This window comes from Providencia sp. M-27 (genome assembly GCF_011077905.1).
GTDB lineage: Bacteria > Pseudomonadota > Gammaproteobacteria > Enterobacterales > Enterobacteriaceae > Providencia > Providencia huaxiensis.
This window is the reverse complement of the sequence record NZ_JAALBT010000001.1, coordinates 613,233-637,799: the sequence shown is the minus strand read 5'-3', so window position 1 is coordinate 637,799 and position 24,567 is coordinate 613,233. Positions and strand designations below refer to the sequence as shown.

Sequence of the window (24,567 nt, the reverse complement as noted above, 5' to 3'; positions counted from 1 at the left end):
ATGGAATTAAGTTAAATCTATGCCATTTACTCTTGGTCAACGCTGGATCAGCGATACAGAAAGCGAACTTGGATTAGGTGCCATCGTGGCAATTGATGCCCGTATGGTAACGCTGCTTTTCCCTGCTAGTGGCGAAAACCGCCTGTACTCTAGCAGTGATGCCCCTATTACCCGAGTGATGTTTAATGAAGGTGATACCATTACCAGCCACGAAGGCTGGCAACTTCAAGTTGAAAGCATTGAAGAAGATAAAGGATTATTGACTTACATCGGCACACGCTTAGATACGCAAGAAACCGGTGTGAGCCTTAGAGAAGTGTTCCTTGACAGCAAGCTCACATTCAATAAGCCGCAAGACCGTTTATTTGCTGGGCAAATTGACCGTATGGATCGTTTTGCTTTGCGCTTTCGTGCACGCAAGTTCCAAAGCGAGCAAGTCAAACACCAAGCGACAGGGCTACGCGGCATTCGTGCAAGTTTGCTCCCACACCAATTACATATTGCCAATGAAGTGGGAAAACGCCACCACCCGCGCGTATTACTCGCTGACGAAGTGGGCTTAGGTAAAACCATTGAAGCAGGGATGATTATCCACCAGCAATTGATGGCAGGCCGTGCTGAACGTGTCTTAGTTATTGTTCCTGATAGCTTACAGCACCAATGGCTTGTTGAGATGCTGCGCCGCTTTAACCTGCGCTTTTCTCTGTTTGATGATAGCCGTTACAGTGAAGCGCAACATGATAGCGATAACCCATTTGAAACAGAGCAACTCGTTCTGTGTTCACTGGATTTCGTCCGCCGCAATAAGCAGCGTTTTGACCAATTAGTTGAAGCTGGCTGGGACATGATGGTTGTCGATGAAGCTCACCACTTACAGTGGAGCGAGACTGCCCCGAGCCGCGAATATCAAGTGATTGAAACATTAGCCGAAAATATCCCGTCTATTTTGCTATTAACGGCAACACCAGAACAGCTAGGCCAAGAAAGCCACTTCGCTCGCCTGCGTTTACTTGACCCTAGCCGTTTCCATGATTACCAAGACTTTATTGCTGAGCAAGAAAACTACCGTCCAGTTGCTGATGCGGTTTCCTTATTACTGTCGGGTGACAAACTGACTAATGACCAGCAAAATTTACTTAACGAGCTAATCAAAGAACAAGATATCGAACCACTGCTAAAAGCGGCAAACCTTGAAAGTGAAGATGGCCATGCTGCACGCCAAGAGCTGATCAACATGTTAATGGATCGCCACGGTACCAGTCGCCTATTGTTCAGAAATACCCGCAATGGTGTTAAAGGCTTCCCTCGCCGTGAATTGCATTCGTTAAAAATGCCCTTACCCACCCAATACCAAACCGCAATTAAAGTGGCGGGTATTATGGGCAGTAAAAAAGACCTTGAAACACGTGCAAAAGAGATGCTCTATCCAGAGCAAATTTACCAAGAGTTTGAAGGTGAAAATGCCACTTGGTGGAACTTTGACCCGCGTGTTGAATGGTTAATGGGCTTTTTGACCGCAAACCGCCATGAAAAAGTGTTAGTGATCTGCGCGAAAGCCGCAACTGCTTTACAATTAGAACAAGTTTTACGCGAACGCGAAGCGATTCGTGCTGCTGTGTTCCATGAAGGGCTATCGTTATTAGAGCGTGACCGAGCGGCTGCCTATTTCGCATCTCAAGAAGAAGGGGCACAGGTGCTATTGTGTTCTGAAATCGGCTCTGAAGGACGTAACTTCCAATTTGCTAACCAATTAGTGATGTTCGACCTGCCGTTTAATCCAGACTTACTCGAACAGCGTATTGGCCGTTTAGACCGTATTGGCCAAAGCCGTGATATCAGCATCCATGTGCCTTATTTAGAAAGTACTGCACAATCGGTGTTGATCCGCTGGTATCACGAAGGCTTAGATGCCTTTGAACATACCTGCCCAACAGGTCGCGCTATCTACGATAAATACTACCAACCATTACTGCAGTTTATGGCTGAACCGACAGTCACTGAAGGTTTTGATGATTTTATTAAAACCTGCCGTGCTGAACATGACAGCTTAAAATTACAATTAGAACAAGGCCGTGACCGTTTACTTGAAATGCATTCAAACGGTGGCGAGTCGGGTAATCAATTAGCTGAAGAAATTGGCGAAGGTGATAACGATACCGAATTGGTCAACTTTGCACTCAATCTTTTTGATATCGTGGGTATTAATCAAGAAGATAAAAGTGACAACTTGATTATCCTAACCCCTTCAGACCATATGTTAGTACCTGATTTCCCAGGGCTTCCTCAAGATGGTTGCACCATCACATTTGATAGAGAGCAAGCGCTTTCCCGTGAAGACACGCAATTTATCAGCTGGGAGCACCCTATTATTCGTAATGGTTTAGATTTAGTGTTATCTGGCGATACCGGCAGCTGCGCAGTTTCTTTATTGAAAAACAAAGCATTGCCTGTTGGCACCTTATTGACTGAACTCATTTACGTTGTGGAAGCGCAAGCGCCTAAAAACCTGCAAATTAGTCGTTTCTTACCAGCAACTCCGGTACGTTTATTAATTGATTTAAAAGGTAATAACTTATCATCTCAAGTTGAGTTTGAAAGTTTTAACCGCCAATTAAATGCCATTAACCGCCATATGGCGAGCAAATTGGTCAATGCCGTACAAAATGAGGTTCATTCGGTATTACGCTTATCTGAACCAATGATCGAAAAAGAAGCCAAGGCATTGATAGAAAATGCAAAAGAAGCTGCGGATAAGGCACTGACGCTGGAGCTCTCTCGTTTAGAAGCACTTAAAGCGGTCAACCCAAACATCCGTGATGAAGAGCTTGATATCATTGAAGAAGAGCGCCAGAAACTGATGACCAATATCGACCAAGCTACGTGGCGCCTAGATGCCATCCGCTTAGTTGTGGTGACTCATCAATAAGCGTATTAGGTGCTAAGCCATTCAATCCACTTATTATTAGCTATTTAAATTATGGTGAACGTAGCTTAAAATTATCACCAATTTCTCCCTCATTAGAGGGAGAATTTATTTTAAGAGCTTTGGGAGCGATATACCTTATGATGGAACCTTACCATCCCTCCGTTGAACCTTGGCTGCATGTGCTCTACCAAGATGACCATATTATTGCGGTGAATAAGCCAAGTGGGCTACTTTCTGTGCCTGGGAAAGCTCCTGAGCACCACGACAGCATTATGAGTCGTGTTCAGCGTGATTTTCCCGCAGCTGAATCCGTACATCGCTTAGATATGGCGACAAGTGGTGTCATGGTTGTGGCACTGCACAAGAAGGCTGAGCGAGAGCTTAAACGCCAATTTAGGGAGCGTGAGCCCAAAAAAGTCTATATTGCTCGTGTTTGGGGGCATTTAGAAAAAGAAGAAGGTTTGATTGATTTACCACTGATTTGTGATTGGCCAAACCGCCCTAAGCAAAAAGTGTGTTTCGAAACAGGGAAATCAGCACAAACTGAGTACCAAGTTTTACAATATGAAGAACAAGCAACTCGCGTGAAACTGTCACCGATTACAGGTCGTTCTCACCAGCTGAGAGTTCATATGTTAGCTTTAGGCCACCCAATCCTTGGTGATCGCTTTTATGCTCACGATGAAGCCAAAGCGCTCGCCCCTCGCTTACAATTACATGCACAGGAATTATATATCACCCATCCTGAATATGGCACGCCAATGCATTTTACCTGCCCACCGGATTTTTAATGCTAGATTTATTTGATCGTTTGATTAATTTTCCCTCCCCCTAGCATACCCTAAATGGTTTGTGCCGCAGCTAGGCGGCAAGAGAGCGAATCCTTAGGAGCGTAGATAACTACGTGACTAGGGTTCATGAATGAAGACAACAAAGCGAGATTTTTTGGTTTTTCTTCGTTAGCCTGATTTCCCTTAAATAGTTCGTGTTGCAGCTAGGCGGCAAGAGAGCGAATCCCTAGGAGCGTAGATAACTACGTGACTAGGGTTCATGAATGAAGACAACAAAGCGAGATTTTTTGGTTTTTCTTCGTTAGCCTGATTTCCCTTAAATAGTTCGTGTTGCAGCTAGGCGGCAAGAGAGCGAATCCCTAGGAGCATACAGTAGTATGTGACTAGGGTGCGCGAGCGCAGCCAACAACGCTGCGGCGCGAAATATGACGGGGAAATTTATTTGAAGCCGAGCTCCTTCTTGACTAAGTCATAAGCTGCTTGGATTGATTGCGCTTTCTGCTTCGCAATCTCCATCATCTCTGGCGGTAAACCTTTTGCAACCAGCTTATCTGGGTGATGTTCGCTCATTAATTTACGATAGGCACGCTTAATTTTTGTTGGGTCGTCACTGGGAGACACACCAAGCACTTTACAAGCATCTTCAAGGGTTGGGCCATTCGATTGCTGATAATACCCTCCCGATTGCTGCTGAGAGTAACCTTGGCCAAATTGGCGACCACTTTGGATCATATCCAAGAACTGTTCAAACTGAACTTTAGAAATCCCTAGCTCTTCTGCGATGATAAACAACACTTTTCGTTCGTTCGGGTGTAATTGTCCATCTGCAAAAGCAGCTTGTAATTGAATTTCCAGAAACATCTGAATCAAATCAAAACGGCCATAACAAGCCATTCGTAGTTGTTTTAATACATCTCGTAATGGAAAGTTAGGGGATTTACCTTCTCTAAACGCTTGTTGAGCCGCTTTTCGTGTTTCTCCGTGTAATTGCATTCTGTCCATTAAATTGGTCGCAAGCTGAATATCTGTCTCGGTTACACGGCCTTTGGACTTCGTTAAATGTCCCAAAATTTGGAAAGTACTCGCAAAGAAAATGATTTGGCGATCTCGCTTATTCATTCTCCCTGCAAATTTACGTTGGATCGATGCTTTATCAAAACCATGCCCAATAATTAACCCAATTAGCGCTCCCCAAAAGCCCAATCCAGAGACGATTGCGAGTATAACGCCAATAATTTTGCCCCAATAGTGCATATATCCCTCAATTCTTCAATGCTCAAAATGCAATTTTGCATTATCATACTATTCATTCAGCTCTATGCATAACTACCCGCGCGTAAAGTTTCTTACATTATACTGGCGCAAAGTGGTTGGCTAAGTTAGTCTTTGAGCGTTTGCTGGCGATGCCAATGATGACGGAACCCCATATTTAATGATGAAAAAAAGCTATCCAACACTACTCGCCACCATGGTATGGGCGGCAATTTATAGTCAGCAAGCGCATGCTGACCTTGCACAGCAGTGTATGCTGGGTGTCCCTGTTTACACAAAACCGATTGTAAAAGGTGACCCTAACGACCTGCCGATTCACATTACCGCTGAAGATGTCCGTGGTGAATACCCTAATTTTGTTGAATATGAAGGTAATGTCGATATTCAACAAGGGAACCAAACATTAACCGCTGATAATGTGAAGCTCACCCAAACAGAAACAGCGGGTGAACTCCCTGTGCGCGAAGTCACGGCAACCGGAAATGTTCACTACGATGACCCACAAATTATCTTAAAAGGCCCTTCTGCGTGGTCTAACTTAGATAATAAAAACACGGATGTGAATGATGGTAACTACATGATGGTAGGCCGTCAGGGGCGTGGTGACGCGACGAAAATGAAAATGCGTGGTGAAAACCGTTATTCAATTATGGAAAACGGCACGTTCACGACCTGTTTACCCGGCAATAATAGCTGGAGCGTTGCAGGCTCTGAAGTGATAATCGACCGCGAAGAAGAAGTCGCTGAAATTTGGCATGCACGTTTTAAAGTCGGTGACGTGCCTATTTTCTATAGCCCATATATGCAATTACCAATTGGTAATAAACGTCGTTCCGGTTTCTTAATTCCGACTGGGAGTTATTCAAGTAACGATGGGCTAGAGTTTTCATTACCCTATTATTGGAATATTGCGCCAAACTACGATGCCACGATTACACCTCAATTTATGACCCACCGTGGTGTAAAATTAAATAATGAATTCCGTTACCTCATTGCTCCTGGTACAGGGACCGTGGCCTTTGATTTTCTAAATCATGACCGAGCTTATATCAAAGACAAAGAACGTGGTAAGCGTGAAGATCGTGATAGCGATGACCGCTGGTTATTCTACTGGCGCCATTCTGGGACTTATGCAGGGCACTGGAATTTTAGCTCTGACTATACCAAAGTGAGCGACCCTAGCTATTTTACTGACTTTAGTTCCCAGTACGGTAACACCACTGATGGCTACGCCACGCAAAAATTCAGTGCAGGTTATTCAGATACAAACTGGAATGCGAAAGTCACTCACAAACAATTCCAAATTTTTGCGGATAACCCCAACAAGCGTGCTTATAAAGCAGAGCCACAGGTGGACTTCAATTATTATAAAAATAATTTAGGTGCCTTTGATGTGCATACATACGCACAAGCGGCTCGCTTTACGAGTGTGGGGAAAAATAACCCAGATGCAACTCGCTTACACATTGAGCCTGAAGTGAACCTGCCATTATCTAATGGCTGGGCAAATATGAATAACAGTATCAAACTGTATGCGACTCATTACGACCAAGATATCCCTCGCTCAAATACGGATAAAAGCTTAGAAAAAAATGTGACGCGCGTTCTGCCTATGTTTAAAAGCGATGCAAAAGTTGTCTTCGAACGAGACCTTTTCCAAGGCAGCGATTTCGTTCAAACATTAGAACCACGTGTTCAATATTTGTATATTCCGTATAAAGATCAAGACAATATCAATAATTTTGACTCTTCATTATTGCAGTCAGACTATAGCGGTTTATTCCGTGACCGAATTTACAGTGGCCTTGACCGTATCGCCTCTGCAAACCAGTTCACCACAGGTGTTACAACACGTGTTTATGACGATGCTTTAGCGGAACGCTTTAACTTCTCCGTGGGTCAAATTTATTACTTTGAACGCCCACGTGCAGGTGATTCAAATCGTCCAATTGATGATAAAAGCAACACGGGCTCATTATTGTGGGCCACTGACTCTATGTGGCGAATTGATGATAACTGGGGCTTACGGGGTGGTTTACAATATGACCGCCGCCTCGGTAATGTCACTATGGGGAATGCGGTTGCAGAATACCGTTTAGATGCCGATCGTTTAGTTCAGTTGAACTACCGTTTCGTTGACCGCGATTATATTCAAGCAACCTTCCGTCGTGAAGATACGGCAAACGGAGGCTATACCTATACGCTGCCTGAATACCAACGTGGTATTTCACAAGTGGGTACTGTCGTGAGTTGGCCATTAAGTGAACGTTGGGGCTTTGTAGGGTCATATTATTATGATACTAAACAGCAGCAACCTGCTAGCCAACTGGTTGGTTTGCAATACAATACTTGTTGCTGGGCAGTCAATCTTGGTTATGAACGTAAGATAGTTGGTTGGCAAAAAGAGAAGTTCAGCAGTGAATATGACAATAAATGGTCAATCAATGTGGAACTTAGAGGCCTAAATAACAATCATAGTTTAGGTAGCCAGAAAATGTTAGAAAGTGGCATTATGCCTTATCAACGCGCTTTCTGATAAAAATAACATAAATTTGCTCTAATAATTCGAGGGCAGTTGGGAGCATACATAAGTATGTGACTAGTGCGAATGAACGCAGTCAACAACACTGCAACTTGAAGTATGACGAGTAAAAAGAGATTAGCCCGCTTTTGCGGAATCAAAGTCAATATTTATAGGACCATTATGAAGAATTGGAGAACGCTTATTCTGGGACTGATGTTCGCAAGCTCCACTGCTTTGGCTGCGCCTCAGCAAATGGATAAAGTCGCTGCGGTCGTCAATAACGGTGTTGTACTGGAAAGTGACGTCCAGAATATGATCAACACGGTAAAACTGAATGCTCAGAACGCACGTCAACAGGTGCCTGATGATCAAACTCTGCGTCATCAGATCCTTGAGCGTCTCGTTATGGATAACATCATTTTGCAAATGGCTAGCCAAATGCAAATCAATATTCCAGATGAAGCCGTGGATGCAACTATTACTGATATCGCTCGTCAAAACGGTTTAACACTGCAGCAAATGCAACAGCGTTTAACCGCAGATGGCATCAATATGAATCAATATCGTAGCGAAATTCGTAAAGAGATGCTGATTGCTGAAGTGCGTAACAATGAAGTTCGCCGCCGTGTTACCATTTTACCTCAAGAAGTTGATTCGCTTGCTGAACAAATGAGCTCACAAGCAAATTACGAAATGGGCGTTAACCTAAGTCATATCTTGATCCCATTAGCCGAAAATCCAACACAAGAACAGCTAAAAACCGCTGAAGCGTTAGTAAATAAAATTTTAGATGAACTGAAAAAAGGTGGAGATTTTGGTAAATTAGCTATCGCTTATTCCGCAGATCCCCAAGCGCTGAAAGGCGGTAATATGGGTTGGTCACGCCTGCAAGAATTACCAGTTGTCTTTGCTGAACAACTGAAAAATGCGAAAAAAGGCGATATTGCTGGCCCAATTCGCTCCGGTGTCGGCTACCACATTTTACGTGTTAACGATGTCAGTGGTGGCAGCCAACCTATTTCTGTCACAGAAGTGAAAGCGCGCCATATCTTGATTAAGTCATCTCCAATTATGGATGATGCACAAGCAAGACAAAAACTAACTCAAATTGCTCAGGAAATTCGTTCAGGCAAAATCTCATTTGAAGATGCTGCAAAAGAAAATTCTGAAGACCCGGGTAGTGCGTTAAAAGGCGGTGAATTAGGTTGGAATATGCCTGACGTCTATGACCCAGCTTTCCGTGATGCGTTAATGAGATTGAATAAAGGCGAATTAAGCCAACCTGTTCAATCAAATTTTGGTTGGCACTTAATTCAGTTAGAAGACACACGCAACGTTGATAAAACAGACGCGGCACAAAAAGATCAAGCATACCGTTTGCTGTTTAATCGTAAATTTAACGAAGAAGCGCAGAGCTGGATGCAAGAACAACGTGCTTCCGCTTACGTAAAAATGGTTGATGGTCGTGACAGCCAATCTACAGATGAAAAATCAAATTAAGCCTATTGTCATCACTCCCGGTGAACCTGCCGGGATTGGCCCAGACTTACTTATTCAGCTCGCTCAACAGCAATGGCCTGTTGAGCTGGTTGCCTGCGCCGATCCTGACTTATTACGCCAACGTGCCAAAGCACTCAATTTGCCTCTGACATTAATTGAATATTCCCCCAATTCAATTACTGAAGTACAGCCTGCAGGCCACTTATCCGTTCTACCAGTTCAGTTGGCAACGGTGGCAAAAGCAGGTGAACTCAACGTTGATAATGGCCAATATGTTGTGGAGAGCTTAGCAAAAGCTTGTGACGGCTGTTTAAATGGTGAATTTTCAGCGCTTGTAACAGGTCCCGTACATAAAGGGATTATTAATGATGCAGGCATGTCATTCAGTGGCCACACAGAATTCTTTGCACAACGAAGTGGCTGTGAACGCGTTGTTATGATGCTAGCTACCGAAGAACTGCGTGTTGCATTAGCCACAACGCATCTACCACTCAAAGACGTGTCGGCCGCCATCACTCAACAGAGCCTGCATGAAGTCATCACGATTTTACACCATGATTTACAAACAAAATTTGGTATTGAAAAACCAGCCATCTATGTCTGTGGTTTAAATCCGCATGCAGGGGAAGGTGGCCATATGGGTACCGAAGAAATTGATACGATAGAGCCTGCACTTGAAAGCCTACGAGCAAAAGGGATTAATTTGATTGGGCCGTTACCTGCCGATACCTTATTTCAAGCTAAGTATTTAGACCATGCAGACGCAGTGCTAGCTATGTATCACGATCAGGGCCTTCCTGTGTTAAAATACCAAGGTTTTGGCAGAGCAGTAAATATCACTCTCGGCCTGCCTTTTATCCGTACCTCTGTCGACCATGGCACAGCCCTTGAACTCGCAGGTACGGGTCATGCTGATGCGGGAAGTTTTATCACCGCATTAAAGTTAGCTATCCAAATGACATCTAAGAATACATGAATAATCGAGTCCATCAGGGGCATTTTGCCCGCAAACGCTTCGGGCAGAACTTTTTAACTGACCAATTTATTATCGACAGCATCGTGGATGCTATGAACCCGCTGCCGGGTCAGTCCATTGTAGAAATTGGTCCCGGCTTAGGTGCCTTAACCGAGCCTGTCGGTAGCCGAATCGATAAAATGACTGTCGTTGAACTTGACCGTGACCTTGCAGCACGTTTACACGTTCACCCTCAGCTAAAAGATAAATTAACTATCATTCAGCAAGATGCAATGACAGTGGATTTTGGTGAATTAGCCAAACAAGCAGGCCAACCCCTGCGAGTTTTTGGTAACTTACCTTACAACATCTCCACACCGCTAATGTTTCACTTATTCACATTCACCAATTCTATTTCTGACATGAACTTCATGTTACAAAAAGAAGTGGTGAATCGCCTAGTTGCAGGCCCAGGCAGCAAAGCCTTTGGTCGCTTGAGTGTTATGGCGCAATATTATTGCAACGTGGTGCCGGTATTGGAAGTACCACCGACTGCATTTACACCTGCGCCAAAAGTAGATTCTGCCATTGTTAGGCTGATCCCTCATCGCGAAAATCCATATCCGGTAAAAGATATTAAATTTTTAAGTCGTATTACCACACAAGCTTTCAACCAACGCCGTAAAACGATCCGTAACAGTTTAGGGGATTTATTCAGTGTTGAAGAGCTAACTGAACTGGGTATTGATTTAAGCACCCGAGCAGAAAATATTTCTGTTGAACAATACTGTAAAATGGCAAACTATCTCTCTAACCGTTCAGAATAGTCTGTTGAAGGAGGCACTATGCTTAATGAGCCAAATGTAAGCATCCAAGTTCAGAGTGTCTATATAGAAAGCCAATCTCAACCCGATATTGCGAGATATGTGTTTGCTTACACAATCTGCATTCGTAATTTAGGACGAGAGCCTATCCAACTAATGAGCCGTTATTGGCTCATTACTAACAGTGATGGCCATAAGACCGAAGTTCAAGGTGAAGGCGTCGTGGGTGAACAACCCCTTATTCCACCAGGAAAAGAATACCGTTATACCAGTGGCGCAATCCTTGAAACACCAATGGGTACGATGGAAGGTTATTATGTGATGATAAGCACACAAGGGGATAGTTTCCACGTTGATATCCCAGCTTTTCGTCTTGCTATCCCAACACTGATTAATTAATTATGTCGACATATTTAGTAGGTGATATTCACGGTTGTTATCGTGAGCTCCGTGACTTGATGGAAAGTGTCCATTTTGACCCAACCAAGGACACATTGTGGTTAACAGGCGATCTCATTGCCCGTGGAACTGAATCACTGCAAGTTTTACGCTATGTAAAAAGCCTTGGTTCTGCCGTGCGTTTAGTTCTTGGTAACCATGATCTCCATCTATTAGGGATTTACTGTAAAATCAGTCGTAATAAGCCCAAAGATCACCTCGATGAGTTATTACATGCACCTGATCTTGACGAACTGATCAATTGGTTACGTCGTCAGCCTTTATTACAAATTGATGAAGAAAAAAAGATCTTGATGACTCATGCAGGTATAACACCACAATGGGATATCGAAACGGCACGCATGTGTGCAAGGGAAGTTGAAGCGGTGCTGTCTAGTGATGCCTATCCATTATTTATCGACTCCATGTATGGCGACATGCCAAACAATTGGTCTGAAGGCTTAATGGGGCTAGCTCGTTTGCGTTTTAGTACTAATGCGTTAACACGTTTGCGCTACTGTTTTCCGAACGGGCAGTTAGATATGATTTGTAAGGAAAACCCTAAAAAGGCCCCTGCTCCGCTAAAACCTTGGTTTGATCTACAAAGTAAAATTCCTGATGACTATTCAGTGTTTTTTGGCCACTGGGCATCGCTCGAAGGAAAATGCACCCCTGATAACGTTTATGCTTTAGATACAGGATGCTGCTGGGGAGGCGATTTAACGTTATTCCATTGGGAAACCAAGCAATATCACCGACAAAAGTCATATCAAAAAAGCCGCAAAGAATAATTTTTTGTATGATTAACCGCAAGTTATAAAAAAAATGGCGCCATTAAGCGCCATTTTTGTATTCAAACCCAAAATTATGCTCTTTTGGTTAGGATCTCAAAACAATAACCATGGGTATTGTTTTCGTCAGCTTCATGGTATTCCGTAAAAATAGAATCCCATTCATCAGGCTCATAAGCTGGAAAATGGGTATCACCGATAACTTCGGCATCTACGTGCGTCAAGTAAAGCTTGTTCGCGAGTGGCAGGAACTGCTGGTAAATTTTACCACCACCAATGACCATAACTTCATCATTACCTTCAACGGCTTGTGCCGCAGCCAACGCTTCTTCCATTGACGTTACCCAAATAACATCAGAATCAGTACCAGGTGCACTGCTTAATACAATATTCACACGTTGTGGTAATGGGCGCCCAATTGATTCATAGGTAACACGGCCCATAATAACCGGTTTATTTAACGTATTTCGTTTGAACCACGCGAGATCCCCCGGCAAATTCCAAGGCATCGCTTTTTCCATGCCGATAACCTGATCGATCGCCATTGCTGCGATTAAGCTAATATTCATCTATTCACCTTAGAAACAAGATATAAAAATTGAGCACACTATACGGAAAGAGAATTGTTTCGTCGACTAAATTTAAGCTTCCTTAAACAGCTTTGAATCACTTATACTCGAATTGATAAACTTACGACGAAAAATAACATTTAAAAACAAAATGAACCCTCTGATATCAGCCTAAATGTAAGTATTTAGCAGGTCATTTTTATTTGCCAACATTGAACGGGAAAAGAGATTATAACATGTACGAAACGAGTATTATGGTTGCTACCATCGCTGCACTCGGTATGCTCTCTCCAGGGCCTGATTTCTTTTTGATTGTCAAAAATGCTGCGCGCTATCAACGCTCTGCTGCATTGATGAGCGCGTGTGGTGTGATAGTTGCTATTGCACTGCATATGTCCTACTGCGTTGCAGGCCTAGCCGTTTTGATTACCACCACGCCTTGGCTATTTAATATTTTAAAATATGCAGGTGCGGCCTATTTGGTTTGGATCGGTATTAAAAGTTTACTCCCACAATCAAGCCATTTAGTTGACTTAGCAACGGGTAAACATGAAGTAGTTTCGTTTAAAAAAGCCTTTATGCAAGGTTTTCTCTGTAATGTATTAAATCCCAAAGCCACTCTGTTCTTTTTAGCGGTCTTTACCCAAGTGCTAGACATTAATTCTACTGTTAGTGAGAAGCTGTGGTTTGCCTTTATTATTTGGGGTTTAGCCGTTATCTATTGGCCTATTTTAGTTTTCTTAATCCAAAGCGCTCCTGTAAGAAAAGGCCTAGCAAAAGTGCAAAAATATGTTGATAAGGTTCTCGGGGTGGTATTAATCGCTTTCGGTATTCGAGTCGCGCTGAGCTAACCTTATTCTCTCTCATCAAAAAAGCAGGCTAAACGCCTGCTTTTTGAATATTCAATATTGTTATAATGCCCATTATTGCATGGTGTCTTGCGGTGCAACCACCATTTGCCCTGCCGAGCCTAAATCCGCCTTCTCTAAATTATGGCTATAGAATAAGAATGGGAAATGGTTATAGGACGGTTGCATCATTTGTACTAATAATTCAACTCTACTATCAACCCATACCGTATCTTTCCAACCATAATCTTCTGCTGGTGTTGGCTTGCCATTGCGATTTAGTACCTTAAAGCGCACACCTTCAATATGAAACGCTTGTGGTTCATTTGTCGTCACAGCCCAACGCTCCCAATTACCTTGGCGACTTGAAAAATCAACCCTGTTTGTATCAATGGTCGCATTGTTAATACCAAAACCATCATTAAGGTGAATATTGCGTTGTGTAATACTGGATGTGACTTGTGTTTTATCTTCAACTAACTGCGTTGGTAAGCCATCTGTTACTAATGACATCAAACCTGTCGCTTTGATAGTTAATACATTAGTTGAAATTAAATTATTCGATGGCTCGAATAACCCTTTCAAACGGTCCATAAAGGTAGCTGACTCACCCGCAGTAATCGTTAGTTCCTGCGTTTTCGCCATATCAATCAAGACTTCTCGCCGTTCACCGGGCGCTAATGGTAGTTCTTGAACACTCACAGGGACGGTTAGCAAACCTTGGTCAGATGCAATTAACGAGAATGGGCGACCATCACTGATTTTCATCACATAATGACGGGAGTTCGACGCATTTAATAACCGTAAACGAACCCACCCTCGAGAAACCTCAACATAAGGATCTTGCACGCCGTTAACCAGTAATGTATCGCCTAAAAAGCCATTTTCATCTGCTTTATATTCTGGAACGCCAAAATTATCTAAACGCTTATCTTGAATAATGATAGGAAAATCATCAACACCATAGTGTTTCGGTAAGCGCAAATTTTTCGTCACGTCATCTTCAATGATCCACATACCCAATAAACCATTGTAGACTTGTTCACCCATTTTTCCTTGGGTATTGGCATGATACCAAAGCGTTGCCGCATTTTGGCGAATTGGGATCACCGGAGACCAATCTGCATTAGGTGAGATTAACCTTGCCGCACCGCCAATTTGTGTACCGGGTATTTGCAACCCACTAATTGTCATTGAAACCGCTTCAGGTAAGCGATTACTATAAATAAGCTTAATATCATCGCCATTTTTTACTTTGACAGTCGGCCCAGGAGAAGAACCATTAACCCCCCAAATATCGGCTGAATATTTTCCATCAAAAGACCAATGAATTTTTTGTAAAGTTAAAAATAATGGCTGTCCCGACCGTGATTCTAATAACGGTGGCACAGGTAAAGCTGTCGCCCCTTCTGCACTTGCATAAATAGGCGCATAGGACATACATAGAGCCATCCCTGCCGCTATCAGGGTTTGGCATCGATTGAATGACATAAATTCTCCGCTAAACAAAATTCCAGCGCATTTTATTATTTAATATTATAAATTTTTAGCCAATGAGATGGCTAATTTAAGTTTGGCGCTAGCAATATAACTACTTAGATGCAACAATTTAAGGCCATAATAATTTGTGAGCCATGATATCGCGAAAAAAGGTTAAATTCTAAAAATATCTAGCAAATGTGTAAAAATATAATTAATAAGATTATAAATAGTAGGGGTAAGTAATTAAAAAAGGAAATAAGTCAGGTAGGAAACAATAAAGTCAATTTATGCTATGTTAAATCTAAAAAAATAGGCAATATTCACATATTGCCCATTATTAAAGTAAATTCAATCGATTAGGCTATTTACCTTGTTTTTCCATCTCTTCAACCTCAAGATCGAGCGCTTTAATTTTTGCTTCCATTAAAGCATGGCAATGCTCAGATAATTCCCTAACTTGCTCACGGCTATAGAGCGATGTATCGATAGGGTCTAGCATTTCAATAATAACGGTACCATTATTCCAACGGTTTAGCTTAATTTTACCTTGTGTGCTCGAAACGCAAACAGGCACAATCGGTACCCCTGCGGCGATCGCGGCATGAAACGCACCCGTTTTAAATGGCAGCAAACCACGGCCACGACTGCGAGTCCCTTCAGGGAACATCCATACCGAAATTTTACGTTTTTTAATCTGGTCAGCAACTTGCGTAATTGTGTTATGGGCTTTAGAGCGATTAGCGCGGTCGATTAAAATATTACCCGTGATCCAATACAAAAAGCCAAAAAAAGGTATATAAACCAAGCTTTTTTTACCCACAGTCACCGTTCTTGGTAACACCCCATTTGACATGGTCACCATGTCGTAATTGTTTTGGTGATTACCAATATAAATACTCGGGCCATAGCTCTTCGCTTTCTCAGGTACGCGATTTATGACGTTAATCCCAAAAACGACTGATAACCGCCCGAACATGTGACCAAATGTCATTACGTGTTTTGGGTTGCGTGGGCTAAATAGGCAGTAAATCCCGCCCCCTACACACACCGCAATCGTATAAATAATAACAATGATCGCTCTAATAAGCGCTAACATACTAACCCCAAATTGTAAGAAGCTTTTCAGCCCCATGATGAATATTATCTACTTATAAACCTTTTGAAGTTCATACTAAAAAAGGTTTATAAGGTTTGTTCTTTGTTAATTATTTAGACTCTACTGGCTCAATATCAATACGCTCAATATTGTGCATTCCGCGCGGTAACGACGTCCCTTTACGACCTCGTTCTGAGCGGTATTTTTGCAAGTCTTCTGCTTTAAACTTCAGCTTCCGCTTACCAAAATGCAAGGTCATTGATGCCCCCACAGGCAAAATCATCAACCAAGTCAATAAATCATCGCCAGTTGCCGCTTGCGCACCGGCAATATTGATAATTTTATTCCCTTTACCTTTCGAAAGCTGAGGTAGATCTGCCACAGGGAATATTAACATACGCCCTGCTTTGGTAATTGCCAACAGCAAATCTTCTTGCTCATTATGCAACTCAATTGGCGCCAATACTTTTGCATTTTCAGGTAAAGAAATTAAGGCTTTACCTGTTTTATTTTTAGTGACTAAATCATTGAAGGTACAAATAAAACCGTAACCTGCATCCGAAGCCATTAAATATTTTTGTTCGTCAGGCGCCATTAACACATGTTCAATGGTTGCGCCAGGTGGCAAGGTTAACTTACCGGTTAAAGGCTCACCCTGACTGCGTGCAGATGGCAACTCCAGCGGGTCAACAGAATAACTGCGCCCTGTGGTATCAAGGAACACGGCTGCTTGATTTGACTTGCCTCGCGCTGCCCCTTTAAAGCCATCTCCCGCTTTATAGTTCAGGTTAGTCGGCTCGATATCATGCCCTTTAGCACTACGCACCCACCCCATATCAGAAAGCACAACGGTAATCGGTTCTGATGGTAAAATCTCATGTTCGCTCATGGCTTTCGCTTCTTCGCGTTCATGCAATGGGGAGCGGCGGTCATCACCGTAATCTTTGGCGTCGGCTTGAATCTCTTTTTTAATCAACGTATTTAAACGTCTTTCAGACCCAAGGAGCGCTTGTAATTCATCACGCTCTTTGGCTAATTCATCTTGCTCGCCACGAATTTTCATTTCTTCAAGCTTGGCTAAATGGCGTAATTTTAGCTCTAAAATAGCTTCAGCTTGGGTATCACTGATATTAAAACGTGACATTAAAACCGCTTTCGGTTCATCTTCTGTACGAATAATTTCAATGACTTCATCAATATTCAGGTAGGCGATTAATAAACCATCTAAAATATGTAAGCGTCTTAATACTTTTTCTAACCGATGATTTAAGCGGTTACGCACAGTTTGGCGACGGTAAGCAATCCACTCATTTAAGATCTCAACAAGCCCTTTCACCGCAGGTCGGTTATCTAAACCAATCATATTAAGATTAACGCGGTAACTACGCTCTAAATCCGTTGTCGCAAATAAGTGTGTCATGACTTGTTCAAGATCAACACGATTACTGCGCGGAACAATCACTAAACGAGTTGGGTTTTCGTGGTTTGATTCATCACGTAAATCTTCAACCATCGGCAATTTTTTTGCACGCATTTGGCTGGCAATTTGTTCCAGTACTTTTGCACCTGAAACTTGATGAGGTAATGCCGTGATCACCGCATTACCATCTTCTTTTTCCCACACCGCACGCATTCGTACAGAACCGCGTCCATTTTGATAAATCTTACGGATATCATCACGGGAAGAAATAATTTCTGCTTCCGTTGGGAAATCAGGTCCCGGCACAAATGCCATGATGTCATCAAGATTTAGCGTAGGTTTATCCAACAAGGCAACCAACGCTTGAGCCACTTCTCGGGCGTTATGTGGTGGAATATCTGTCGCCATCCCAACGGCAATACCTGTTGTACCGTTTAACAGAATATTCGGCAAACGCGCAGGCAACATTTTTGGCTCGTTTAGCGTACCATCAAAGTTTGGTACCCAATCGACGGTGCCATGACCAAGTTCGCTGAGTAAAACTTCAGCGTATTTGGATAGTCGTGATTCGGTATAACGCATTGCTGCGAATGATTTAGGGTCATCGGGTGCCCCCCAGTTTCCCTGCCCATCCACCAGCGGATAGCGGTAAGAAAATGGCTGTGCCATCAATACCATCGCTTCATAACAAGCTCTATCACCGTGTGGATGGTATTTACCTAACACATCACCCACAGTTCTGGCTGATTTTTTATATTTCGCAGTGTTGCTTAAGCCAAGTTCTGACATTGCATACACAATACGGCGCTGAACAGGTTTAAGCCCATCGCCAATAAATGGTAATGCCCTATCCATGATGACGTACATCGAATAGTTCAGATAGGCATTTTCAGTGAAGGCGTGTAGCGGTAAACGCTCTACACCATCATGAGTAATTTCACTCATTCAATTCGTTCCTTTCTCATCGCAATTCGGATATTAGACATCAATTTCAGCCATATCGCCTTTCTCTTGCAGCCAATTACGGCGGTCTTCCGAGCGTTTTTTCGCCAGAAGCATGTCCATCACAGCAAGAGTTTGTTGGTAGTTTTCATCATCGATAATTAGCTGTACAAGACGACGAGTATTTGGATCTAATGTGGTTTCACGTAATTGCAGTGGGTTCATTTCCCCCAGCCCTTTAAATCGCTGAACATTGGGTTTACCTCGCTTGCGGCTAAGGCGGTCAAGCACAGCATTTTTTTCGCTTTCATCAAGGGCGTAAAACGTTTCTTTGCCTAAATCGATGCGGTATAGCGGTGGCATTGCCATATAGACATGCCCTGCTTTAACCAGTGTTGGGAAATGACGGACAAATAGCGCACATAGCAATGTAGCAATGTGTAAGCCATCGGAGTCCGCATCCGCAAGTATGCAAATTTTCCCATAGCGTAATTGGCTAAGGTCTTCGCTATCAGGGTCTATTCCAATAGCCACAGAGATATCATGCACCTCTTGGGAAGCTAAAACCTCATCGGAAGACACTTCCCATGTATTGAGGATTTTACCGCGCAACGGCATGATAGCTTGATATTCACGGTCACGCGCTTGTTTTGCAGACCCGCCAGCGGAGTCCCCTTCAACAAGAAACAGCTCCGTCATACTTAGATCTTGCGAGCTACAATCGGCCAATTTACCCGGCAATGCAGGTCCACTGGTGAGTTTTTTACGCACCACTTTTTTCGCTGCACGCATTCGACGTTGTGCGCTAGAAATGGCCATTTCTGCAAGCTGTTCAGCCACTTGCACGTTTTGATTAAGCCATAAACTGAAGGCATCTTTTACCACGCCCGAAACAAATGCGGCACATTGACGAGAAGATAGGCGCTCTTTGGTTTGCCCGGCAAATTGTGGATCTTGCATTTTAACAGAAAGCACATAGGTACAGCGCTCCCAAATATCATCCGCTGAGAGCTTAACACCGCGAGGCAATATATTGCGGAACTCACAAAACTCACGCATAGCATCAAGCAACCCTTGGCGAAGCCCGTTAACATGGGTTCCACCTTGTGCTGTAGGGATAAGGTTAACATAGCTTTCCGTGAGTAATTCACCACCTTCAGGCAACCAAAGCAGTGCCCATTGAGCGGCTTCCGTTTCCCCAGAAAATTCACCTGTAAACGGTTTTGGTGGCAACGCCTCAAGGCCGTCAATTGACTCCATGAGGTAATCGGTCAACCCATCACTGTAACACCAACTTTGTTCTGTATTGTTGAGCTTATCCTTAAACGTGATTTTCACGCCAGGGCATAAAACAGCTTTGGCTTTTAAGTTATGAGTTAAACGTGTTACTGAAAATCTTGGGCTATCAAAATAGCTGCCATCCGGCCAAAAATGCACGCTAGTCCCTGTGTTACGTTTGCCACAAGTCCCTATGACATGTAAATCTTCCACCTTATCGCCGTTCTCAAAGGCAATTTGATACACTTGGCTATCACGACGAACAGTAACTTCAATACGTTTTGATAACGCATTGACGACAGAAATCCCGACACCATGCAAACCACCTGAGAATTGGTAGTTTTTATTGGAGAATTTTCCCCCTGCATGTAGTTGCCCCAAAATCAGTTCAACCGCTGACACTTTCATTTCAGGGTGGATATCGACAGGCATACCGCGCCCATCATCGATGACTTCAAGGGATTGATCGTCATGTAAAATAACCTCGATGTGGCTCGCGTGCCCCGCAAGCGCTTCATCGACGCTATTATCAATTACTTCTTGAGCCAAATGGTTCGGTCGACTGGTGTCGGTATACATCCCCGGACGACGGCGAACAGGCTCTAAACCACTGAGGACTTCAATGGCCTCTGCGTTATAACTAGATTGAGTCATGTTGTCATTCTGCGGTAATAGGTGATTAATTGAACTATTCAATCAGTGAGTTACTGTTGATAATAACAGTGTTCATACGTTTTGACACTATTTCTCTGCCAATTGTAGGAAATCAACAATTTGAGAAAAGTAAGATTCAAAACCAATAAAGGCATGATTACCGTCAGGTTCCACAGTTTGTTTGCACTTTGAAAGATAGGCAACAGCCTCTCGATAATCAAGTACTTCATCGCCCATTTGTTGTAACAACCAAATAAGATGAGGGGAAGTTAATCTTTCAATGTATAAAGATTTTAGCTCATGGATATGCTTTTCTTCCAACACATATTGTGCATGAGTATATGGGTTTGTATTGTCGCCTAAGTAATCTTGTAGTAAATCAAAAGGACGCACTGCGGGGTTTACGACGACAGCAGGAAGCTGATAACGTTCTGAAAACCAAAGCGAAAAATAACCACCGAGTGAAGAGCCGACTAGCCCCATTTTTTCATGCTGATGCTGTTGGATAATATCATCCAACATGGCTTGAGCTTGCTGAGGGTAATTTGGCAATTGCGGTACAAGCATATTAATATGCGGATAATTCGCATCAATCCATTGCTTTAAATTATTAGCTTTAGCGGATTGAGGTGAACTATTAAAACCATGAATATAAAGTAAAGTAGACATAAGCGAATTAATAACCGTCAGAGTCAAGATCAGGGCTAAACTCCCTTGTATCTAAACGGTGAACGCGGGTTGTAATATGCCTTTGGTTTTGTTCATTAATACTTAATTCTAAATATCGCCAACCTGGCGCGACGGTGTCTAGCGCAAAATTAGTACAGTGAGGCTTAAACTGCACACAGGTAGAAGGCGTTGCTAACAACCGAATACCGTGCCAATTTTCATCCATTTCTTGATGAATATGGCCACATAGCATCGCTTTAACATTTGAATAGTTTTTTAAGTAGTCAGCTAAAATATGTGAATTTCTCAAGCTGTGCTGATCAAGCCAAGTACAACCCGAAGCTAGAGGGTGGTGATGCAGCATAATCAATGTAGTACGCTCAGGTTCAGCATCTAAGCTGGCTTTCATCCATTCCAATTGTTGTTCAGAAAGCTCGCCATGAGGTACATCTTGAAGTTGGCTATCAAGCATCAAGATTTGCCATTCATCGCCAATCAAAATTTGTTTAGCACTTGAAATCCCAGCGACTCGGAGTGTTTCTACCATCGCAGGCGGGTAGTCATGATTACCAGGAAGCCATACACAAGGAGCAGGGATACGCGCAATGCCATCCGCAAAATGCTGATAAGCTTGTGGTGATTGGTCTTGAACTAAATCCCCTGTCGCAACAATTAAGTCAATTGGGAGATTTTCCTCAGTGATAGCATCAAGTACCGCCTGATAGCTTTTGTAAGTATTTACCCCTAAAAGCGTATTTTCTGTATTAGCGAAAAGATGCGTATCAGTAACCTGTAAAATTCTCACAATTTTAGAGTTCTTTGCAGTCACTTCAAGCTGGCTGTCCAAAAGTATTCCTTTTCCTTAAATATTATTTAGTACCTAATCTATTCATTACAACTATATAAAAGCTAAACACACTTACAACTATCTTAAAACTTTACTTTCTAACTTTCTGCTAATCAGCACACACTTCACCAGATTAATCGGTATTTAAAACGATTTCATCCACTTTTCATGTAGTTTTTGATAGTGAAGTTGTAACCATTGAATCGCTATCACGGTTGCCGCATTATCAATTGTGCCATCTTCAACCCATTGATAAGCTTGTTCTCGGCTAACCACATGTACACGAATATCTTCATTTTCTGACGCGAGACCATGCACACCTTCCGCTTGGCTGCTATCGGCTTCACCGATAAATACATGCATGCGCTCAGTTGTCCCGCCAGGGCTAGAAAGATAACTTAGCGCTTTTTCAGTGCGGCCAATAATCAGCCCGGCTTCCTCAATGGCTTCACGACGAATAACTTCTTCGGGTGATTCGTTCTGCTCTATCATTCCCGCAATGGCTTCGAGCAACCAAGGTGTTTCACTCGTTTCGATTGCAGGTAACCTAATTTGTTCAATCAAAACAACACTATCAGCTTTCGGGTCATAGGGTAAAACTACGCCTGCATGGCCCCGCTCAAAAACTTCACGGCGAATTTCTTTACTCCATCCGCCCGCGAAGAGGCGATGACGAAATTGATATTCAACCATTTGAAAAAAACCATTAAATAATTTACGCTTGGATATAATTTCAACATCATTTTTGCCGTATTTAATTGGCTGCTCTATTTGTTTTGTCATTTCATTCTCCAAACTCAATTATTCCATCTTAAGGAAATAATTGTGGATTAAAACAGTTTTTGAGGTTTTTTAACCTTAGATGAGGTAATGTTTAATAAATTGAGACAAAATGGCACAAAAGGCTACCGTTAATAGAAGTGATACTCTGTTACAATAAGCGCCATTATTCAAATCAAAGAGCAACATAGTGTCTGTTTTTAATAACTGTCTCTAAAACGGATAATTTAATATCTATCGCCTAGTTAGGCATGGTACGTTTTAGGCAACAGACTCAACTTAATTTGCTGTTTAATCAAGGAATCAAAATGAAGAAACTGCTTCCCCTTTTAATTTCGATGAGTTTTGTGGGTCTCAGTACCAATAGCTTTGCAGAAGATTTACTACAGGTTTACCAAAAATCCAAAGAAAGTAACCCTGAATTAAGAAAATCATTAGCTGAACGTAATCAAGCTTTTGAAAAAATTAATGAATCTCGCAGCCCATTATTGCCACAATTAGGTCTAGGTGCCGGCGCTAGCTACGGCAGTGGTTACCGTGACGCAAGAAACACTGAAAGCACAGGTTTAAATGCTTCATTGAAACTGACCCAAGTTGTGTTTGATATGTCGAAATGGCGTCAATTAACTATCCAAGAAAAAACTGCGGGTATTTCTGATGTCACGTATCAAACAAGTCAACAGCAATTAATTTTAAATACTGCAACTGCGTATTTTAACGTCTTAAAAGCGATTGACGCGCTATCTTATATTGAAGCAAATAAAGAAGCGGTTTATCGCCAATTAGACCAAGTTACACAACGTTTTAACGTGGGTCTTGTTGCCATTACCGACGTGCAAAACGCCCGTGCAAACTATGATAGCGTTATTGCACAAGAAGTTGCAGGCCGTAACGAGTTAGAAAATGCGATTGAAAAACTGCGTCAAGTCAGTGGCGTGTACTACAGCCAACTCGCCTCTTTAAATATTGACCGCTTTAAAACTAATGAGCTGGGCGATATCAACGCTATCCTAAAAGAAGCCGAAGAGCGTAACCTCAGCCTGTTAAGCGCACGTTTAGCGCAAGATGTTTCTCGTGAAAACATCCGTTTAGCAGAAACAGGCCACATGCCAACAGTTAACTTAGATGCATCAACAACAGTCACAAATAGTTACCAACACGGCAGCGGTTATAACACGCCATATGGCGGTAGTGCGAGCAACAGCTATAACGGCCAAAATAGCATTGGCTTAAATTTAAGCATTCCACTGTATACTGGTGGCGCAGTCAGTTCTCAGGTTGAACAAGCACAATATGGTTTCCAAGGTGCTAGTGAACAACTTGAAAGCGTTTACCGCAATGTGATTCAGTTAGTTCGCTCATCATTTAATAACGTATCATCGTCAATCAGTAGTATTAATGCTTACAAACAAGTCGTTGTTTCCGCACAAAGCTCATTAGATGCGATGGAAGCAGGCTATCAAGTAGGGACACGTACCATTGTTGACGTATTGACAGCAACAACAGCGCTATACCAAGCGAAACAAAATCTGTCTAATGCGCGTTACGACTACATGATTAACCAACTGAATATTGAATTTGCTCGTGGTACATTAAACGAAGACGATATTGCACGCCTTAATGCGAATTTAGGTAAAGAGATTTCAACCTCTGCAAGTAGTATTATTCGTAGTACCAATGCACCAAGAATGAACTAAAATTCTTAGTTTATTTGAAAATGATATAATGGCCCGCTTACATAGCGGGTTATTTTTTGATGGAAGCCAAGTAAATCGTTTAGAATTGCTAATTTGTACTAATTGGTCCGCTTACAACCCCTTTTCATTAGCCTATGGTACAAATTCAGTGAATTCTCACTCTGTTCACTACGTTTTAGATCAAAAAACAACCTGCAGCTAATTTATTGATATAAAATAAAAATATTATTTTACTCTTCAATAAATACCCGGCTAATTAGAAAA

Annotated in this window: 19 protein-coding genes; 10 read left to right on the top strand and 9 right to left on the bottom strand. The window is 42.5% G+C overall.

Annotated features, from left to right (window positions below; translation table 11 throughout):
- Positions 1–19 precede the first annotated feature (19 nt).
- Together rapA and rluA are read left to right on the top strand one after the other, a co-directional pair.
- Positions 20–2,926 carry an RNA polymerase-associated protein RapA gene (gene rapA, locus G6Q48_RS02970; protein WP_166264431.1) on the top strand — a complete coding sequence of 969 codons (2,907 nt, stop codon included), beginning with the start codon at positions 20–22 and terminating at the stop codon, positions 2,924–2,926.
- A 137-nt stretch (positions 2,927–3,063) separates the two neighbouring features.
- A complete protein-coding gene (rluA, locus tag G6Q48_RS02965; RefSeq protein ID WP_102137817.1) occupies positions 3,064–3,717 on the top strand; it encodes a bifunctional tRNA pseudouridine(32) synthase/23S rRNA pseudouridine(746) synthase RluA in 654 nt (217 codons plus the stop codon).
- A 438-nt stretch (positions 3,718–4,155) separates the two neighbouring features.
- Here the strand turns inward: rluA and djlA are convergent, their stop codons facing one another.
- Entirely contained in the window at positions 4,156–4,971 is an 816-nt protein-coding gene (djlA, locus tag G6Q48_RS02960; RefSeq protein ID WP_004257658.1) for a co-chaperone DjlA, read from the bottom strand.
- A gap of 181 nt (positions 4,972–5,152) precedes the next feature.
- On the opposite strand from djlA, the gene lptD reads away from it, so the two are divergent.
- The 6 genes from lptD (at position 5,153) to apaH (ending at position 12,021) form a co-directional block, all read left to right on the top strand.
- The gene (gene lptD / locus G6Q48_RS02955; protein ID WP_206275847.1) at positions 5,153–7,525 is read left to right on the top strand and encodes an LPS assembly protein LptD; all 2,373 of its coding nucleotides are present in this window, start codon (positions 5,153–5,155) and stop codon (positions 7,523–7,525) included.
- Between the two features lie 168 nt (positions 7,526–7,693).
- Positions 7,694–9,013 (top strand): peptidylprolyl isomerase SurA, encoded by a 1,320-nt coding sequence (gene surA, locus G6Q48_RS02950; RefSeq protein ID WP_166264427.1) that lies wholly within the window; start codon positions 7,694–7,696, stop codon positions 9,011–9,013.
- Positions 8,997–9,989 (top strand): 4-hydroxythreonine-4-phosphate dehydrogenase PdxA, encoded by a 993-nt coding sequence (pdxA, locus tag G6Q48_RS02945; protein ID WP_102137821.1) that lies wholly within the window; start codon positions 8,997–8,999, stop codon positions 9,987–9,989. Before surA ends, pdxA begins: the two co-directional genes overlap by 17 nt.
- A complete protein-coding gene (gene rsmA, locus G6Q48_RS02940) occupies positions 9,986–10,795 on the top strand; it encodes a 16S rRNA (adenine(1518)-N(6)/adenine(1519)-N(6))-dimethyltransferase RsmA (protein ID WP_004257672.1) in 810 nt (269 codons plus the stop codon). Before pdxA ends, rsmA begins: the two co-directional genes overlap by 4 nt.
- A gap of 18 nt (positions 10,796–10,813) precedes the next feature.
- Positions 10,814–11,191: a Co2+/Mg2+ efflux protein ApaG gene (gene apaG / locus G6Q48_RS02935; RefSeq protein ID WP_004257676.1), complete on the top strand. Its 378-nt coding sequence runs from the start codon at positions 10,814–10,816 to the stop codon at positions 11,189–11,191.
- A 2-nt stretch (positions 11,192–11,193) separates the two neighbouring features.
- Positions 11,194–12,021 (top strand): bis(5'-nucleosyl)-tetraphosphatase (symmetrical) ApaH, encoded by an 828-nt coding sequence (gene apaH / locus G6Q48_RS02930; protein WP_102137823.1) that lies wholly within the window; start codon positions 11,194–11,196, stop codon positions 12,019–12,021.
- Positions 12,022–12,095: 74 nt separating this feature from the next.
- Here the strand turns inward: apaH and folA are convergent, their stop codons facing one another.
- Entirely contained in the window at positions 12,096–12,590 is a 495-nt protein-coding gene (folA, locus tag G6Q48_RS02925) for a type 3 dihydrofolate reductase (RefSeq protein WP_102137824.1), read from the bottom strand.
- Positions 12,591–12,826: 236 nt separating this feature from the next.
- Here folA and G6Q48_RS02920 point away from each other — a divergent pair, with 236 nt between their 5' ends.
- A complete protein-coding gene (locus G6Q48_RS02920; RefSeq protein ID WP_166264425.1) occupies positions 12,827–13,441 on the top strand; it encodes a LysE family transporter in 615 nt (204 codons plus the stop codon).
- Positions 13,442–13,513: 72 nt separating this feature from the next.
- On the opposite strand, the gene ftsP is transcribed toward G6Q48_RS02920, so the two are convergent.
- The 7 genes from ftsP to nudF form a co-directional block, all read right to left on the bottom strand.
- Positions 13,514–14,929, bottom strand: a complete 1,416-nt coding sequence (ftsP, locus tag G6Q48_RS02915) for a cell division protein FtsP (RefSeq protein ID WP_102137826.1) — start codon at positions 14,927–14,929, stop codon at positions 13,514–13,516.
- A 352-nt stretch (positions 14,930–15,281) separates the two neighbouring features.
- Positions 15,282–16,016 (bottom strand): 1-acylglycerol-3-phosphate O-acyltransferase, encoded by a 735-nt coding sequence (locus G6Q48_RS02910; RefSeq protein WP_166264423.1) that lies wholly within the window; start codon positions 16,014–16,016, stop codon positions 15,282–15,284.
- A gap of 109 nt (positions 16,017–16,125) precedes the next feature.
- A complete protein-coding gene (gene parC, locus G6Q48_RS02905) occupies positions 16,126–18,381 on the bottom strand; it encodes a DNA topoisomerase IV subunit A (protein ID WP_166264421.1) in 2,256 nt (751 codons plus the stop codon).
- 33 nt (positions 18,382–18,414) lie between these two features.
- On the bottom strand, positions 18,415–20,310 hold the full coding sequence (gene parE, locus G6Q48_RS02900; protein ID WP_102137828.1) for a DNA topoisomerase IV subunit B: 1,896 nt from the start codon (positions 20,308–20,310) through the stop codon (positions 18,415–18,417).
- Positions 20,311–20,397: 87 nt separating this feature from the next.
- Entirely contained in the window at positions 20,398–20,979 is a 582-nt protein-coding gene (gene yqiA, locus G6Q48_RS02895) for an esterase YqiA (protein ID WP_166264419.1), read from the bottom strand.
- 7 nt (positions 20,980–20,986) lie between these two features.
- Positions 20,987–21,826 (bottom strand): 3',5'-cyclic-AMP phosphodiesterase, encoded by an 840-nt coding sequence (cpdA, locus tag G6Q48_RS02890; protein ID WP_102137830.1) that lies wholly within the window; start codon positions 21,824–21,826, stop codon positions 20,987–20,989.
- A gap of 144 nt (positions 21,827–21,970) precedes the next feature.
- The gene (nudF, locus tag G6Q48_RS02885; protein ID WP_166264417.1) at positions 21,971–22,609 is read right to left on the bottom strand and encodes an ADP-ribose diphosphatase; all 639 of its coding nucleotides are present in this window, start codon (positions 22,607–22,609) and stop codon (positions 21,971–21,973) included.
- Between the two features lie 305 nt (positions 22,610–22,914).
- On the opposite strand from nudF, the gene tolC reads away from it, so the two are divergent.
- The gene (tolC, locus tag G6Q48_RS02880) at positions 22,915–24,303 is read left to right on the top strand and encodes an outer membrane channel protein TolC (RefSeq protein WP_166264415.1); all 1,389 of its coding nucleotides are present in this window, start codon (positions 22,915–22,917) and stop codon (positions 24,301–24,303) included.
- The last annotated feature ends 264 nt before the right edge of the window (positions 24,304–24,567 follow it).